6 protein-coding genes, 2 tRNA genes and 3 rRNA genes are annotated in these 18014 nt (G+C 66.6%); 2 read left to right on the forward strand and 9 right to left on the reverse strand.

Annotation, left to right across the window (positions count from 1 at the left end; translation table 11 throughout):
* Positions 1-45: 45 nt before the first annotated feature.
* Positions 46-723, forward strand: coding sequence for a LysM peptidoglycan-binding domain-containing protein (locus tag Pla163_RS14535; RefSeq protein WP_145189953.1), 678 nt, complete (start codon positions 46-48; stop codon positions 721-723).
* Between the two features lie 55 nt (positions 724-778).
* On the opposite strand, the gene hflX is transcribed toward Pla163_RS14535, so the two are convergent.
* Together hflX and nadB are read right to left on the reverse strand one after the other, a co-directional pair.
* Positions 779-2125 carry a GTPase HflX gene (hflX, locus tag Pla163_RS14540; protein ID WP_419185963.1) on the reverse strand — a complete coding sequence of 449 codons (1347 nt, stop codon included), beginning with the start codon at positions 2123-2125 and terminating at the stop codon, positions 779-781.
* A 336-nt stretch (positions 2126-2461) separates the two neighbouring features.
* Positions 2462-4180: an L-aspartate oxidase gene (nadB, locus tag Pla163_RS14545; protein ID WP_419185964.1), complete on the reverse strand. Its 1719-nt coding sequence runs from the start codon at positions 4178-4180 to the stop codon at positions 2462-2464.
* A gap of 1155 nt (positions 4181-5335) precedes the next feature.
* On the opposite strand from nadB, the gene lexA reads away from it, so the two are divergent.
* Positions 5336-5977 (forward strand): transcriptional repressor LexA, encoded by a 642-nt coding sequence (gene lexA / locus Pla163_RS14550; RefSeq protein ID WP_145189959.1) that lies wholly within the window; start codon positions 5336-5338, stop codon positions 5975-5977.
* 1605 nt (positions 5978-7582) lie between these two features.
* Here lexA and rrf read toward each other — a convergent pair.
* The 7 genes from rrf to lpxA all read right to left on the reverse strand — a co-directional run bounded on the left by rrf (position 7583) and on the right by lpxA (position 18013).
* Positions 7583-7688, reverse strand: a 5S ribosomal RNA gene (rrf, locus tag Pla163_RS14555).
* Positions 7689-7834: 146 nt separating this feature from the next.
* Positions 7835-10807, reverse strand: a 23S ribosomal RNA gene (locus Pla163_RS14560).
* Between the two features lie 190 nt (positions 10808-10997).
* A tRNA-Ala gene (locus Pla163_RS14565) sits at positions 10998-11073 on the reverse strand.
* Between the two features lie 62 nt (positions 11074-11135).
* A tRNA-Ile gene (locus tag Pla163_RS14570) sits at positions 11136-11212 on the reverse strand.
* A gap of 362 nt (positions 11213-11574) precedes the next feature.
* Positions 11575-13109: ribosomal RNA gene (locus Pla163_RS14575) — 16S ribosomal RNA — on the reverse strand.
* Together the 16S, 23S and 5S rRNA genes with 2 tRNA genes alongside form the textbook arrangement of a ribosomal RNA operon.
* A gap of 1455 nt (positions 13110-14564) precedes the next feature.
* Entirely contained in the window at positions 14565-15869 is a 1305-nt protein-coding gene (locus tag Pla163_RS14580) for a L,D-transpeptidase family protein (protein WP_419185965.1), read from the reverse strand.
* A gap of 1220 nt (positions 15870-17089) precedes the next feature.
* The gene (lpxA, locus tag Pla163_RS14585; RefSeq protein WP_145189965.1) at positions 17090-18013 is read right to left on the reverse strand and encodes an acyl-ACP--UDP-N-acetylglucosamine O-acyltransferase; all 924 of its coding nucleotides are present in this window, start codon (positions 18011-18013) and stop codon (positions 17090-17092) included.
* Between the last annotated feature and the right edge of the window lies 1 nt (position 18014).

Consider the following 18014-nt stretch of genomic DNA (forward strand, 5'->3'; position numbering starts at 1 on the left):
GCTCGGCCGTGGTCGTCCGGCGTCGGCTGCGCCACACTCGTTCCCGTGAGCGCCGACGTCCCCACCGACCCCGAACCGCCGTCGACCCTCGGGCGGGTGCTCGTCGGCTCGTTGCGGTTCGTCGTGGTCACAGCGGCGGTCGCGGTGCCGGCGCACGTGCTGTGGACCCACCGCGACGTGGCCCTTCCCTCGTTCGGCACGGTGGCAGCGGCGTCGACCCCTCAGCCGGGCTGGGCCTCGCTCGTGCTCGGCGCGCCGTCCGGAGCCCCCGAACGGCCGCTGCCCGAGCTGGAACCGCCGCCGCAGCGCGCGGGCCTCGAACGGACGGGCGACGAACGTTCGAGCGCGGGGCCGGACCCGAACGACGCACGCCGAGCCGACGAGCGACCCGAGGTCGAGCGACCCGAGGACGACGGCGCCCGCTCGGAGCACCGCCCGTTCCTTCCCGCTCCCCCGCCGATCGCGGACGGGAGCGAGCGCCGGGCCGAGCCGCCCGCGCCGGAGTCCGAGCCGCCGCTCGAGCTGCGCACGTTCCCCGACGACTTCGAGATCCGCGTCGAGCGCAATCTGACCCTGGGCGAGATCGCGCAGGCGCACTACGGCACGTCGCGACCGAGCGTCGTGAAGGCGCTGGCCGCCTACAACGGGCTCGACGACCCGAACAAGCTGCGCGCCGGTCGGACGCTGCGCGTGCCGGACCGCGGGAAGCTCGGGCTCGACTGAACCGGCGACGCGCGCGCCGCGAACGCCACGCCGCCGGGCGCTGGCCGCCGCAGCTTCAGTCGTCGAGGCGCGCGTAGGGCTCGAGCGCCTGCTCGAGCACTTCGACGCGGATCTTCCCCGCCGCCTCGCGCTCGATGTTGCCGAGCTCGCGATCCGGAACGCGCGCGACGAGCTCGACGCGGTCGGTCTCCCAGCGTTCCTCCTCGACGACGACGGCCTGTTTCACGCGCGCGATCAGCCGCCCTTCGGAGTTGGGGATCGTGAGGCGGACCTTGGCACAACGACGGTCGAGCTGTTCGGACACGCGCGCGTCCAGGTCGTCGAGCCCGAGTCCCGAACGCGCCGACACCACGACGACGTCCTCTTCACCGTCCAGGTCGAACGTCGGCACGCGGACCGGGTCGGCGAGCGCGTCGGCCTTGTTCAGCACGAGGAGCTGGGGGCAGTGTACGTGGACCTCGCGCTTCAACACGTCGCGCACGGCGTGCATCTGACTGCGCGCATCGGGGTGCGACGAGTCGACGACGTGCAGCAGGAGGTCGACGCCGACCGCTTCCTCGAGCGTCGCGTGGAAGGACGCCACCAGGTGGTGCGGTAGGCGTTTCAGGAACCCGACCGTGTCCGACAGGAGCACCGTGCGACCGTCCTTCAGTGTCCAGCGACGGGTGCGCGTGTCCAGCGTGGCGAACAGCATGTCCTCGGCCAGCACGTCGGCGCCGGTCAGGCGGTTGAGCAGCGTCGACTTGCCGGCGTTCGTGTAGCCGACGAGTCCGATCGTGAACTGCTCGCTGCGGCTGCGGGTCTGACGACGGCGACGGCGTTCGATCTCGGACAGCTCGCGCTTCAGGTCGAGAATGCGCTTCTTGATCAGTCGACGGTCGGTCTCGAGCTGGGTCTCACCGGGGCCACGCGTGCCGATCGCCCCCTCGAGACGTTCGAGGTGCGTCCACATCCGGCGCAGCCGCGGCATGAGGTACTCGGTCTGCGCGAGCTCGACCTGCAGACGCGCCTGCTTGGTCTGGGCCCGTCGCGCGAAGATGTCGAGGATCAGCTCGGATCGGTCGACGACGCGCACGCACCAGGCCTTCTCGAGGTTGCGTCCCTGGGCGGGCGTGAGGTCGTTGTCGACGACGACGGCGTCGGGCTCGAGCGCCTTGCAGGCCGCCGCGATCTCCTCGACCTTGCCACTGCCGAAGAGTGTCGCGGAGACAGGCTTGGCGCGGTTCTGCACGACGCCGTGCACGAGCGGATCGCCGCCGATGACTTCGCTGCCCGCGGCGACGACGAGGCCAGCCGCCTCGGTCAGGGGACCAGCGTCGTCGACGACCTGGTCGGGGAGAACGACTCCGCACAGGAGCACGCGCTCGGTGGGCCGTTTGGTCTCGAAAGTGTCCTTGCTCAAGTGTGGTGGTGCGCTCGGTGGCGGACGGGGCGTTGGCGTCGTGAGACGGGGGCGATGGTGAGTGGTTCGAAGGTCGGGACCGCCGTGCGTCGATCCGGGACCTGGTCCCAAGGGTCGGCGCAGCGCTCGGGCCGTGATCGTGCGTCGAACGACGGCGCGATCTCGCACGGTTCCCGTGCGCCTGTTCGCGGTGTTCTGTCGGGTGGAGCTGGCGACCGAGCTCGGACTGGGGAGCCCGCACCCGAGGAGCGCGGCCGCCGGAACCCGCGCGGGCGAACGTGCGGATCGGAGCGCGAGTCGCTCGACACGGACGGGGCTCGCGCAGGGAGTTTCGATTCAGTCGGCGCGGGCCGCCTCGGGACGCGCGAGAGGTTCGACCGGCGCCGCGACCGGGACGCGCTCGACCCGGATGCGTTCGAGCTCGCGGCCCTGGTGCGCGACCGGAACGAGGCGCGTGTGGGCGCGCCAGGCTTCGTGCATCTCGGGGTGGTCCGAGCGGTAGTGGACGCCGCGGCTCTCCGTACGCGCCAGGGCGCTGATGACGCCGAGTCGCGCGACCGTGAGCATGTTGACGAGCTCCCAGCTACGCGCGGCCGACGGAGCGAGTTCCAAGGTCGCGCGCGTCCACAGGTCGAGCAGCGGCAGCGACTCCTCGAGTCGGTCCTTCGCCCGGATCACGCCCATGTGGCGCCACATGAGCGACTTGAGCGAGTACGTGATGTCCGGCAGGTTGACCGGGATGCTGCCGCGCGACGGGCAGTCGGCCTCGGGGTCGATGCGCAGGTCGCCGCGTTGCACCGGCCGGCTCTCCGCGGCAGCGCACGTCCCCGCGCGCTCGCCGAGCACCAGGCCTTCGAGCAGCGAGTTCGATCCCATGCGATTCGCGCCGTGGAGACCGCTGCTCGCACACTCCCCCACCGCGCGCAGCCCCGGCACGCTGGTGTTGCCGTCGCCGTCGACCTCGAGCCCCCCGACCATGTAGTGCAGACCGGGCCGCACGGGGATCGGATCGACGCCGATGTCGATCCCGAAGAAGCTGCACACGCGGCTGATGCTGGGGAAGAGCGCGTGCGCGTCGCCCTCGATCGCGGCCAGGTCGAGGAAGACGTTCGTGTCCTCGGTCTCGGCCATGCGCTGGGCCACGGCTCGACTGACCACGTCGCGCGGCGCGAGTTCGGCGTCGGGGTGGTGGTCCGGCATGAAGCGGTAGCCCGAGCGATCGCGCAGGACGGCTCCGGCGCCGCGCACGATCTCGCTGATCAACACGCGCGCCGCGCCCGCGATGTAGAGGCACGTCGGGTGGAACTGGAAGAACTCCATGTCGCGGACGTGGGCGCCCGCGCGCAGCCCCATGGCGACGCCGTCGCCCGTCGCGATCACGGGGTTCGTGGTCTCGCGGTAGATCTGACCGGCGCCACCGGTGGCGAGCACGACCTCGCCGGCCGTGAACCCGACGCGGTCGCCGCGCTCGGTCTCGGCGAGCACCCCGCGCACCGCGCCGTCGCGACAGCGCAGGAGGTCGATCGAGAAGGTGTTCGGGAAGGTGGCGATGCGCTCGTGCTCCTCGAGACCCTTGCTGAGTGCGCGCTGGATCTCGAAGCCCGTCGCGTCGCCGCCGGCGTGCAGGATGCGCGCGTGCGAATGGCCGCCCTCGCGGCCGAGCTCGATCGCGCCGGAGTCGTCGCGATCGAAGGAGGTCCCGAGGTCGAGCAACCGCTGGATCGCGGACGGGCCGCCGCGCACGACCGTGTCGACCACGTCCAGTTCACTGAGCTCGCACCCGACGGCCAACGTGTCGGCGCGATGGTCGGCGAACGAGTCGGCCGCTCCCAGGACTGCCGCAATGCCCCCCTTCGCCCATTGGGTGTTCGAACGCTCGAGGCCCGACTTGGTGAGGACGGCGACTTCGGCACCCGCGCGCGCCGCCGCGAGCGCAGCGCTGGCGCCGGCGACGCCGCCACCGACGACGACGACGTCGAAGCGGTAGAGCGGCACCCGGCGCGGGTCGAATCCCACGAGTTGGCGCGGAAGAGAGAAGGGATGCTCGGGCAACACGTCGTGGGGACGGGAGGGCGGACGGGAGAGAGGGAGCGCGGCGTGGGGCGTCGAGCGTGAGCCGTGGCGGAGCACCGCGCGGGACGCGTTTCGATGCGCGACGGCGACGATGCACTGCCGTTGGACGGCCCGGGAGCCGAGGATCGCGCGAACGTGACGTCGCAGCGCCGGTTCGCAGCCGCCACGCGAGCCTCCGAACGCGCATGGTACCCAGGCGTCGAGGGCTCGGCGCGAGGGGGCGCGGTTCTCGAACGATGCTGCGCGCGCAGGGAGCATCGGACCCCGGCTCGAAGGTCTCGGCGGGTGCGTCTGGCCGGTCCTCGCTGCAGGGGTCGACCGATGACCGGGGTCCCGAGCCGAGCGCGAACCGTTCCGGTGAGTCGAACCCACGTCGCTGGTAGGCAGGGCGCCACGGACTCGAGTCGCCGAACCCGACGGATGCCGCCGCGACCGACCGGACGCCATCGCTCACCGCCTCGTGGCCAGCGGTCCGCTTCGACCCGCCGCCATCCGACGCGGCGTTCCGACCGCCCGACGCCACACCGAGGCCGGAACCCCGAGCGGCCCGGCACGGCGCAACGCCTCCGCGGAGCCATCCGTTCGGGTTCTGGGACGCCGCGCGTCCGTTCACCCCGCCCAGGGACCCCGAGAAAGCCGTTCTTCCCGAACATGCCCCGAACCCTCCCAACCTGGATTCGGGACTTGTTCGCCTCACGAAGGCCGTCTAGAGTTCGGGTCCTGTTCGGGGCCACGAGTCCCCGGGCACACCGGCACCGAGCCCTCGCCCAGCGCCGACACCTCAAGACCCCGACCGACGCACCGCCATGACCCGCTTCACCGGCCAGGCCTCCAAGGACCTTCTCTCCGTCGCCTTCTTCGGACTGCTCTTCCTGACGCCGTTCGTCATCTGAGACGACGACCGAACCGGCAACTGCTTCGTCGGCTGTGGGCGAACGCGGTCGACGCGCCCCGAACGGCGCGCCGGACCAGGACGGGAGCCCCAGCGAGCCGGACCCTTCAGAGTCCGATTCGAATCGACGCCGGTGCCGTCCATGGCATCCATACCGACCGGCCTTGGCGCCAGACCCGCCGAGCCGTCACCGTGAACCCTCGAGCCGTGAACCCGCCACGATCCGTGGTGCGAGACCAACGACCATGACTCCTCAACCGCCCCTCACGCGCCGACAGCGCCAGATCCTCGACTTCTATCAGACCTACACCGAGGAGCACCAGCTGAGCCCCACGCTGGAGGAAGTCGCACAGCACTTCGGACTCAACAAGGTGACCATCTTCGGTCATGTGAGCGAACTCGAGCGCAAGGGTGCGTTGGTGCGCAGTGGCAAGGGCATCAGCCGCGCACTGCAGCTCCCCGACGACGACCCCGATGGCTCGGTGGCGGCGGCGCGCGACGGGTACTCCATTCCGCTGCTCGGACGCATCGCTGCGGGCGCGCCACTCGAGGTGCTCGAGTGCCCCGAGTCGTTCGATCTCGGTGATCTGATGCCGAAGGATCAGGACGTCTACGCGCTGCGCGTCACCGGCGACTCGATGATCGAGGACGGTATCCACGACGGCGATCTCGTCATCGTCGAGCCGCGCAAGACCGCCAAGCCCGGCGCGACGATCGTCGCCATCCTGCCCGGCGACGTCACGGAAGAGACGACGCTCAAGCGCTACTACCCGATGAAGAACGGTGTGCGCCTCGAGCCGGCCAACTCCAGCCTGGCGCCGATCTTCGCACCGTCGATCGAGATTCGTGGGGTCGTGATCGGCGTCATCAGACAGCTGCCGCGCTGAGTCGGGCTGGGCCGCGAAGCGTTCTCGAAACGCTCCCGGCTGCCGTCGTCGCGCGCCGCGGATGGCCAACGCGCGGCGAGGAACGCGCTGATCCGACACGCTGATCCGACACGGTGCTGCGGGCCCGATGCTTCGCCGCATTCGAGTGCGGAAGCTCGAGCACGAAAGCCGTGGACGACCCACCCGCCACGTGGTCGGGTCGAACAAGAACCAGACTTCGAGGGATGGATGGAGGGGAGCGTCGCACGTCGGCGCTCCCCTCTTTCGTGGCCACGCCACCGCGCACCCCGGCCGAAGATCCGAGCCGTACCCACGACTCGTGGGCCACGGGTCATCGGCGTCACGCGCGACCTTCCGGCAGACCGGCGTCGCCCCCTCCTGGCAACGCCATCCGTCACCCGACTCGTTCCGACGTGGAGCGAGCGAGTCGTCCGTGAAGACCGCCGAACGGCTCCGACCACAAAGCGGGCCCAGCGCGAGACGTTCATGCGGGACTCTGGACCTGCGGGAACGACGATCCGAAGCTCTGGACACGGCGCCACGCTTTCGGATGGTCGGTCGGCAGGTTGAACGGACGGTCACTGCGACGGTCGGTCGGCAGGTGATCGGTCGGTCCGATGCTCGGTCGCCGGCCTGGTCGTCGGTCGGTCGCTCGGTCGACGCCCAACACCGTTCGGCCTCGAACGCGAACGCGACGGTGGAGTGCCCGCCAACGCCTGACCGCGTCGCGGATGCACAACCACCGCAGCGCTGCACGCTCGTCCCTCGGAACGGGTCTCCGAACAGCGTCCACGCGCAGATCGTGCCGATCTTCCCCGAGGCCACACACAGGTGCAGCTGGCTCCCAACGCACTTCCGGCAGGGGCCCCGAGAGGTCGTCCTCGGCCCTGACGCACGGTGCGGCAACCCGAGCCATGCATCGACGGAACGCCAACGTCGCAGACGATCGGGATGATTCACCAAGTCATGGCTCGTCCGACCGGCACGCTACGAACGAGCTGATCGACGGGCGCGAGCCATGGATGCGCGCCATGGATCTCGAGCCGGCGACGAACCCCACGTACCCACGCCCTACGACTCACGCTCACCGGCCACTGGCCGCGCCCGCACACCCGCACCGGCACCTGGACCCACACCTGGACCCGCACCGACACTCGCATCGGCACCCGTACCCGAACCGGCACCGGCACCGGTACCGGTACCGGCAGCGCACGCGGGGAACAGATCCAGCTGCAAGAAACCGAATCGGTTCCGCTGCAGCGAGCGACGAACGAACGCTACACCGCGCGCTCGCGAGCCCCCGATCGAGCACGTCCCGTCCTCACCCAGCACGCCTGGACGACGAACGAGACCCCCCACCGAGAGCTCGCAGGCTCACGAGCCCGAGTCCATCAACCGAACAACGGGCGAGAGTGCCTGCTCCTCGTCGACCGCTCGACCAAGAGCCTCGAAGCTCGGACATCGCGGCCCGGTTGATCTCCGGCACATGCATCGACACGTAGATCGACACGTGGATCCAGAGCACGTCGATCGCGGAAAGAGGATCGACGTACCGTGGAGGCACAAAAAAAGGGCCCCAGACCGAAGTCTGGGGCCCTTGAGAAAACCCGGCGATACCTACTTTCTCGCAAAGCAATATCATCGGCAACTCCTGCTTGACGACCGAGTTCGGAATGGAATCGGGTATGGCCAGGAGCCTATGGTCACCGGGAAGGCGGTACTGCGGAGGCAGCCGTCTCGCGAACGAGCGGGCCGGCCTTCGCAGTGAAGGTCGAGGAGAGTTGGGTAAACGTGGCGCCAGGGTTGAGCGAGCAACCCTTCACTCAGGCTTCGGTCATGCCGAAGCGAGAGAGAAAGGTGGTTAAGCCGATCGTCCGATTAGTACCGGTAAGCTGAGCGCATCACTGCGCTTACACCGCCGGCCTATCAACCTGGTAGTCTTCCAGGGGACTGGTAGGGATGACTCGTCTTGGAGAAGGCTTCGCGCTTAGATGCATTCAGCGCTTATCCGTTCCGACCTTAGCTACCCAGCTGTACCACTAGCGTGATAACTGGAGCACCAGAGGGTCGTCCACCCCAATCCTCTCGTACTAGGGGCAAACCTCCTCAATCATCCTACACCCACGCCAGATAGGGACCGACCTGTCTCACGACGGTCTAAACCCAGCTCACGTGCCGCTTTAATTGGCGAACAGCCAAACCCTTGGGACCTCCTACAGCCCCAGGATGCGACGAGCCGACATCGAGGTGCCAAACCTCCCCGTCGATATGAACTCTTGGGGGAGATCAGCCTGTTATCCCCGGAGTACCTTTTATCTGATGAGCGACGGCCCTTCCACTCGGAATCCGCCGGATCACTAGGACCTACTTTCGTATCTGCTCGAGCTATTTCTCTCGCAGTCAGGCGCACTTATACCCTTACGCTCTACGTGCGATTGCTAACCGCACTGAGTGCACCATCGCGCTCCTCCGTTACTCTTTCGGAGGAGACCGCCCCAGCCAAACTACCCACCTGACACTGTCCACGACCCGGATTCACGGAATCGCGTTAGACGCCTATTATGACGAGAGTGGTATTTCACATTGCGACTCCACCAGGCCCAAGAGCCCGGCTTCAACGTCTCCCACCTATGCTACGCACGCCATAACAAGAGCCAATATCAGGCTATAGTGAAGGTTCACGGGGTCTTTCCGTCTTGACGCGGGAACGTGGCATCTTCACCACGGCTACAATTTCGCCGAGCCTGCTGTGGAGACAGTGCCCCAGTCGTTACGCCTTTCGTGCGGGTCGGAACTTACCCGACAAGGAACTTCGCTACCTTAGGACCGTCATAGTTACGGCCGCCATTCACCGGGGCTTGAGTTCGGAGCTTCGCTTTCGCTAACCCCTCCCCTTAACCTACCGGCATTGGGCAGGCGTCAGTCTGTATACAGCGTCTTTAAGACTTAGCACAGACCTGTGTTTTTAGTAAACAGTCGCCAGGGCCATTTCTCTGCGACCCCCCAACGCTTCGACCGTAAAGGCCTACACGTCGAAGGGTAACCCTTATCCCGAAGTTACGGGTTCAATTTGCCGAGTTCCTTCACAGCAGTTCTCTCGAGCGCCTTAGGATTCTCACCTCACCCTCCTGTGTCAGTTTAGGTACGGACGCTGAAGCGACTCCCTAGAGGCTTTTCTTGGCGGTCAGTCCAGTAACTTCGCTCGTATGAGCTCGGCATCACCCCTGGGCTTGCGCATGCGGATTTTCCTACATGCCACCCTCAGGCTTACACGCACTATTCTGCCAGTGCGATTACCTTTCCTTCCGCGTCACCCCATCGGTCAAACGTCTTCCAGCGGTACAGGAATATTAACCTGTTGTCCATCGACTACGCCTTTCAGCCTCGCCTTAGGATCCGACTAACCCTGGGCGGATTTACCGTGCCCAGGAAACCTTGGGTTTACGGCGAGCAGGATTCTCACCTGCTTTATCGCTACTTATCCCGGCATAATCACTTCCAGAGCGTCCAGGTGTCGTTACCGTCACCCTTCACTCGCTTGGAACGCTCCCCTACCCCTCCAAGAGACCAACGATCTCTTGAAAGCCGAGGCTTCGGTTCAGCACTTGAGTCCCGTTCATTTTCGGCGCAAAGCCTCTCGACCAGTGAGCTATTACGCACTCTTTAAATGATGGCTGCTTCTAAGCCAACATCCTGGCTGTCTTAGAGACTTCACTTCCTTTTCTACACTTAGTGCTGATTGGGGACCTTAGCCGTCGGTCTGGGTTGTTTCCCTCTCGACCACGAACCTTATCGCTCGTAGTCTGACTCCCAGGATACGGCTTGCGGTATTCGGAGTTTGGTTGGGTAGGGTACCCCAAAGGGCCCCTATCCCAGTCAGTATCTCTACCCCCGCAAACTATTACCTGAGGCTAGCCCGAAAGCTATTTCGGGGAGAACCAGCTATCTGCGAGTTTGATTAGCCTTTCACTCCTATCCACAGGTCATCGGAACAGTTTTCAACCTATACCCGTTCGGTCCTCCACGGACTGTTACATCCGCTTCAACCTGCCCATGGATAGATCACTCGCTTTCGGGTCTACTCCGCCTGACTTAATTCGCGCTATTCACACTCGGTTTCCCTTCGGCTACGGACCTGAGGCCCTTAACCTTGCCAGACAGAGTAACTCGCCGGGTCATTATGCAAAAGGCACGCCGTCAGCCATTGCCCCGAGGGGCCATAGGCCTTCGACCGCTTGTAGGTACATGGTTTCAGGTACTATTTCACTCCCCTCAACGGGGTACTTTTCACCTTTCGCTCGCGCTACTATTACGCTATCGGTCGTCCAGTAGTACTTAGCCTTAGGGGGTGGTCCCCCCAGATTCACACCAGGTTTCACGTGTCTGGTGCTACTCGGGATCCTCACGGAAGATTGATCGCTTTCAATTACGGGGCTGTCACCCTCTGCGGCCGGCTTTCCCACGCCGTTCTTCTAGCGATCAACTTTGTAACTTCCTCGAGCTTAAACGGTTGCTCAGTGAGTCCCACGACCCCGGCACAGCAACGCCCGTTGCTTGACACTGTGCCGGTTTAGGCTCTTCCCGGTTCGCTCGCCGCTACTACGGGAGTCGAGTTTTCTTTACTTTCCTGCAGGTACTTAGATGTTTCAGTTCCCTGCGTTGCCTGCGCTTACGCGCCGTCGGGAGGTAAGTCCCGACCGGTTTCCCGATCTCGGAGATCCCCGGATCACAGCCTGCTAAGCGGCTCCCCGAGGCTTTTCGCAGCTATGCTACGTCCTTCTTAGGCTCTGGACGCCTAGGCATCCACCATGCACCCTTGGTAGCTTAACCACGCTCGTATTCTCATTGTGGCTACCACGTTTCCCAACTCTCCTCGTTGTCAAAGAACCGGCCAGATCGCTTGCACATGCGTGCTGACGAACCGGCCTTGCTCTGCGTGCCTTGCGGCGTACCTATCACGGTGACCTTCTGTGGATCGTGCCCCGACGGCCTCCAGGAACCGAGCGCTTGACTCGGAAGTTGGTGGAGGCGAAGGGACTCGAACCCATGACCCCCTGGTTGCAAACCAGGTGCTCTACCAGCTGAGCTACGCCCCCGGGGCCGCGTTCGACCAGAGTTTGGTCGGCCGAGCCGCGATCGGCGGCGTGCGCTTGAAGAGTGGTGGGCCTGACAGGATTTGAACCTGTGACCTCCCGCTTATCAGGCGGACGCTCTAACCAACTGAGCTACAGGCCCACTGAGTGGCGCACCCAGTGAGCTCCGACGCCGCGACGGGCGTTCGCCAGCCCGGCGTTGCCGGGCAGGCGTCTCAAGGTGACCTTCGATCGAGCAGCGCAAGCGCCGACTCGAGCCGTGCGGGAGAGCTCGAGCGAGGACATGGAGAGGCGTGGCGCGTTGATACGCGCACCGCCCCATACATATCCCCGATCATGGCCTCGGGGGGCCGACGGCACGGAGGTACCAACATGCGTTGGTACCTCCACACCGCGACATCCCAGGCGCGGGTGATAGGTAGGGTGACCTTCGTCTCTGTGCGAACATTCCTATGCTCGCTCTCGACCCCCTCACGGGGAACGAGAATCTAGCTGATCCGCTAGAAAGGAGGTGATCCAGCCGCAGGTTCCCCTACGGCTACCTTGTTACGACTTAGTCCCAATCACGAGGCTTGCTTTCGGCACCGCTCTCCCGAAGGTTGAGCAAAGCGACTTCGAGCACTCCTCGCTTTCGTGGCTTGACGGGCAGTGTGTACAAGGCTCAGGAACATATTCACCGCGTCATGGCTGATACGCGATTACTAGCGATTCCGGCTTCATGCAGGCGAATTGCAGCCTGCAATCCGAACTGGGGTCTGCTTTGATGGGATTGCCTCCGCCTCGCGGCATCGGGACCCTTTGTACAGACCATTGTAGCACGTGTGTAGCCCTGGCCATAAGGGCCATGATGACTTGACGTCATCCCCACCTTCCTCCGTCTTGACAACGGCAGTCTCGCTAGAGTCCCCGCCATTACGCGCTGGCAACTAACGATAGGGGTTGCGCTCGTTACGGGACTTAACCCAACATCTCACGACACGAGCTGACGACAGCCATGCAACACCTGCACATGTTCCCGTTCCCGAAGGAACCGTCACTCTGCTTTCACAGAGCTAATCCATGCATGTCAAGGCCAGGTAAGGTTCTTCGCGTTGCTTCGAATTAAACCACATGCTCCACCGCTTGTGTGAGCCCCCGTCAATTCCTTTGAGTTTTACCCTTGCGAGCGTACTCCCCAGGCGGGGCACTTAACACATTAGCTACGGCAAGGAACCCATAGGCGGCCCCTTACCTAGTGCCCATCGTTTACGGCTAGGACTACCGGGGTATCTAATCCCGTTCGCTCCCCTAGCTTTCGCACCTCAGCGTCAGAAATGGTCCAGTGAGCCGCTTTCGCCACCGGTGTTCCTCCAGATATCTACGCATTTCACCGCTCCACCTGGAGTTCCACTCACCCCAACCATCCTCGAGCCTTCCAGTATCGGATGCAGTTCCGTGGTTGAGCCACGGGCTTTCACATCCGACTTAAAAGGCCGCCTACGTGCGCTTTATGCCCAGTGATTCCGAGTAACGTTTGCACCCTCCGTCTTACCGCGGCTGCTGGCACGGAGTTAGCCGGTGCTTCCTCTCGCTTTGGTCACGACCGAAGTCAGTTCCTATAGCGTGACAGTAGTTTACAACCCTAAGGCCTTCATCCTACACGCGGTGTCGCTCCGTCAGGCTTTCGCCCATTGCGGAAGATTCTCGACTGCAGCCTCCCGTAGGAGTCTGGGCAGTGTCTCAGTCCCAGTGTGACGGACCATCCTCTCAGACCCGCTAGCCATCATCGCCTTGGTGAGCCATTACCTCACCAACTAGCTAATAGCCCGCAACCCTCTCCTCGAGCAGCCGAAGCCATTTACAACTTAGGAGATGTCCCCTTAGCTGACTATCCGGCATTACCCACCGTTTCCAGTGGTTATTCCAGTCTCGAGGGCAAGTTGGTTACGTGTTACTCACCCGTTCGCCGCTTTACTCACCCGAAGGCTTTCGCGCGCGACTTGCATGCCTAATCCACACCGCCAACGTTCACTCTGAGCCAGGATCAAACCCTTCAAAAAGTTTGTCTGGTTCTTGGATTTTTGGATCGACGGCCCTTTGCCTCCAAGGGAGGCGGCCGGCGATCAACGCTCGCACAGTTTCAAAGGTCACCCTGATTTTCAAAGAACGGCATCGACCGCCGGGGCTCCGTGGAGCCCGCGCCGAGTTTGGACTCGGCACGAAGCGGTCGCGTGTTCTGACTTGTCAAGAGAGCTGGCCGGCGGCGCTTGCGCCGAACCTGCCCGGTGGAAGCACCTTGGTGCCGCCTCCGTCCCCCGTCCCGCTTGCCGCGCCGCGCTGGGCGTCGCGTTCCCGCGTTCGAGGGAGGGGAGAGAATAGGGATCGGCGCGGCCCCGTCAACGCCCGTCCTCGCAGAAGCGCGGGTTTTGCGCAGAGATCGACGTAAGGCTCCTAGAAGGAAGGGGTTGTGGCGGGCACGTTTCCTCCCAAGGACGCTTCTCGCGGCTCTGGAAGCCGGTGAACGTGGCGTCAGGGAGGTGTTGGCGGAGCCCGATCGAGTCCGGTCCGGGGCGAGCTCGGTCGGTCCTCCAGGGGCGCTCGGAGCGCCTGAACGATGCACATGTGCAGACCGAAAGGGCCTCACAGCATGGGGTTACGGCCATGTAGCGTGCTTCTGGAGCATGAATCCGATGAGAAGTCCGTGGCTCGCGCGGGGCGGGGTGGCGCCCGGCGGGCGCCCGTGCGAGGGAGGACGCATGCCTCGGAACGGCCTCACGGCCCGTCCCGACGGAGGCCGAGGTGGCCGTGCGCACCCGGTGCGCGGCGGATGGCAGGCAAAGCGCCCCATGCCCCCCCGCCCCCAGCTCTGCTCCGGCCCGAGGCCCTCGCGCCTCCTCCTCGTCCCGTGGTCCGTCTGGTCCGGCCCCGATCGCCCTTCGGGGACCGGTTGCAGCGCGGGGCGGTGGACGGTGCGCGGTGGCCCGGCGCAGGGCGGGTGTCCCGAGCCTTCGCTCACGCTCGCCTTTGGAACCCGCCCCCCCCCGAAGGTGTCCGTCGCGCGGGCAGGTCGGCTCCTCGGCGGCCCCCTGCGCGCCGATGTGCCGCATCCGCGTTCAGGCGATTGGAGCACGAATTCGAGCGTTGTTGCGAGATGGGCCCCATTCGGTCGGCAGCCAACGCGTGGATCGCCGCGCGACGATGGCGCCTTCGAGCACCTCCCCGGCACACCCGCAGAGGACGGCCGTCGCCCGGGTGGCCGGTCGGAGCGACGACGCTCGACGGGCACCCTCCATCCACACCCGCGTCCGAACGGATGCGGCGGCGCCCCTGCCCTGGCCCCCTCCACTGGCCCGTCCGCCACCAGCGGCACGTGCGAGCGCGCGAACGGCAGGCCCGAAGCAGCGCGCGCCGGGGGCCGTCCCGTCGGACGACTCCCGGCGCGCGTCCACCGACCGCGGCATGGCCTCGCATCCGAGCGAACGCGCCGTGGTCGACAGGTTCGCTCGCGTGGCCTCTCAGTCGCGCACGGTGAAGCGCGACCCGACGGGCAGGATCTCGAACAGGACCTCCACGTCGCCGTTGCGCATGCGCACGCAGCCTTCGCTCGCGTCGAAGCCGATCGTCTCCGGCTCGCGCGTGCCGTGGAAGCCGTAGGACGTGTCCCGTTCGGCTCCTTCCTCGCGCCAGCCGATCCAGCGCGTCCCGAGCGGGTTCTCGGGATCGTGCGGCAGGACCGGCGGCCGCCCCTTCGGCCACCAGGTCGGATTCTCCTGCTTGTCCCCCACCACGAACGTTCCGGTGATGGTCTCGCTCCCGTGCGCTCCCGTGCCCACCGGCCAGGCCTCCACCACGTGCGGACCGATGCTGTAGAGCAGCCAGTGCTTGCTCACGTCGACGAACACGGTGACGGGCTCGGTCGGGATGCGCAGCACGTCACCGGGGTGGATGCTGCTGCCGTCCACCCCGTTGACCCGCGCGATGAGGCCCGTGGACAGGTTGAGGTCGGGGCGTTGGGCGAGGGCGCGCTTGCGGACCATCGTCAGACCCTCGCCGGACTGGACGGTGAGGTCGAAGCTGGGCCATTCGCCGCGCGGGTCCCAGCGATAGCGGCGCTGCACGTCGCGCAGGAGCGCGGTCCAGTGATCGAGGTCCGTCGGTCGCGTGTCCCAGGGAGCGTCCAACTCCGACCGGAAGAGCCGCGTCAAGGCGCCGGCCGCTTCCTCCAGGCGTCCGCGTGCTGCGGCCTCCTGGGCGGAGCGGTAGACGGTGGCGAGCTCGACGCCCAGGTCGAGAGGATCGACGTGTCGGCCCGGCGCAGGAGGCGGACCGGTGCCCAGGGCCGCCTGCAGGAGAGTCACTTCCCGATCGGCCAGGGCGTCGCGCGCGAACAGGGCCGCCGCCCGGTCGCGCGCCACGTCGGCGTCACCCGCCAACGCCTCGAGCAGGCAGCTCAGCACCTCGAGCCGATCGGCCGGAAGCGCGGGTTCGGCGGAACGGGCCTGCGCGAGCGCCTCGGGGAAGCGACCGTGGGCCACGTACGCGGCCAGCTCCACCCACAGTTCCGGGTCCTCGAACGGCGCGGCCTGTGGCGCCGCGAAGGGATTCACGTCCTCGGACACCGCGGGCGGTGCCTCCACGGCGGGCGCGGGCTGCTGCTCCGCGTTGGACGGGGGCGGCGTCACGGGCTCGGCGCCGCGATCGATCGCGGGGGTGCCCGAGCCGCCATCGATCGGGCCGACGGCGTCGACAGGGCCTCCGAAGAGTCGGAAGCCAGCCCATGCGAGGGCTGCGGTAAGGGCGAGAACGACGAGGATGCGCATCTCAGACGAGGTCGGTTCGGGTCGGTGGAACCGGCGCATGGTAGCGCTTGGAGCACGCGGCCTTTCGCCCTCGCGCCCCGGGTCCGGGCGAAATGGGACGCTCCCCCGCTGGTCCGTCGCCGGGCACTTCGAGGGCACGCGAGGACCGTGCGTCCGTCGCCCCCAAATGCGACATCCAACGGGACGGGCCAACTCGACGCCGTGCTGGAGGGGAGCCGTTCGGCCGGCACGCGCGCGACTCGAACCGACCACACGAGCTCGCGGCCGGCACGGCTCGAGAGGCACGCGAGCGCTGCACACCTTCGGCACGGCGCGGGAAGGCCCGCTCGCGCGCGTCCACGGAACCCGTGACGTGGACCGCACGGCCGACGCCGACCGAACGCCGCGCGGTACGTGGTGCGCGACGTCGGGCCCGCGCTCCTTCGACGCTCGGTCAGGTGCTGGCCCGGCCGCCGGGGCTTCCTGCGCGCTGTCGGCGCGGTGCGCGACCAGCGCCGACTCGGACAGGTGGTCGCCGGCAGTGCGCGCGTGGAGCGCCGCGAGAATCCCCGGCCGCACCGTGACGGCGGTGCCCTGAACCTGCGTGGTTCAGGTGGGCCTGACACGCCGCGGGGTTGCCGCGTGCGTCGAGCGTGGCCCAGTCTGTGAGCATTAGGAACGAGAGCGTCGCGCCGTAGCACGAGTGCAGCCAGGGACTCGAACTCTACCAGGCCCGCAGGGGCGCGCGACGGAGCTGACCGGGTGGGCGGAGGACGGACCCGCGGGTGCGCCAGGACGTTCCTCGCCCACGTCGAGCGACGTCCCCACGGTCGCGACGGACCCCGTGACACCGGCCGACGAAGGCTGCGCCCGCGAACGCTGCACGTCGTGCACGGCGTTCCCACGGACCCGGTGCGCGCGCGAGACTTCCGGTGCGCGTGGGACACCGATCGACCGACCATTCCGACCGGCGGCGCGTCGCGCTCGACCGACGCGGGGACGGCGTCGCGATTCGCGAAGGGCGCGCCGCACTCGGCCGACGGAGCGCGCTCTGCCACGCACCGGCGGGAACGCGTGCACGCAGGCCGGCGCGTCGCGAAACGGACGCGTCACCTGTTCGGGGCGTCACCGGCTCGTCGCGTGAGCGCGAACGGGCACCGCGCGCCGCTTTGGACCCGCTTCGCACCTCGCCCGACCGAACGCCTCGCCGACGCACGTCGCCCGGCGCTCGACGCTCCCCGTCAGACGGTGGTCTCGCCGAGGATGCGCTCGCGACCCAGACGCGTGAACTCCTCGCGCAGGGACTCGCGATAGCGCCCCTTCGGGCCGATCTCGGCGTTGCGCAGGGCCTGCACCAGCTCGAGTACCTCGGCCTGGTTCGGGTAATCCGCCTCGAGGGCGTCCAACACCCGCCGACGGGGCTCGGCCGAGGAGCGGTTGCGGTAGATGCGCTTGTAGGCGTCGCGCAGGGCGGCGATGGTCTCGGGCGGCTTGCCGTCGCGCTCGAGGCCCACCACGTTGACGCCGCGGACGCGACTCGGGTGGCCCTCGACGATCATGAACGGCGGCACGTCCTGCACCATCCGCGTCATGCCGCCCACGTAGGCGTAGGCGCCGATCGTGACGAAGTGGTGCGCGCCCGTGTGGCCCGAGATGTTGGCGCGCCGTCCGACCTTGATGTGCCCGGCGAGGAGCACGTTGTTCGCCATGATCACGTGGTCGTCGATCTCGCAGTCGTGCGCCACGTGGCAGCAGGCCATCAACAGGTTGTCGCTGCCGATCACCGTGTAGCCGCCGCCCTTGATCGTCCCCCGGTTGATCGTGACGAACTCGCGCACGACGTTGCGGTCGCCGATCACCAGGCAGGTGGCCTCGCCGCGGTACGACAGGTCCTGGGGAGCGGTCCCCATGCTGGCCTGGCCGAAGATCGTGTTGCCGTCGCCGATCGTCGTGACGCCGTGGATGTTGACCTTCGGGCCGACGCGGTTGTCGCTGCCGATCGTCGTGTGTCCGTCGATGACGACCTGCGGGCCGATGTCGGTGCGGTCGCCGATGACGGTGCCGGGCGCGATCACGCTGTGCGGCCCGATCTTGACGTCCTGTCCGAGTTCGACACCCTCGCCGAGGATGGCCGTCGAGTGGATCTGTGTGCCGGTGCTGCTCAAG

This window comes from Rohdeia mirabilis (assembly GCA_007750655.1).
In the GTDB taxonomy this organism is placed as follows: Bacteria; Planctomycetota; UBA1135; order UBA1135.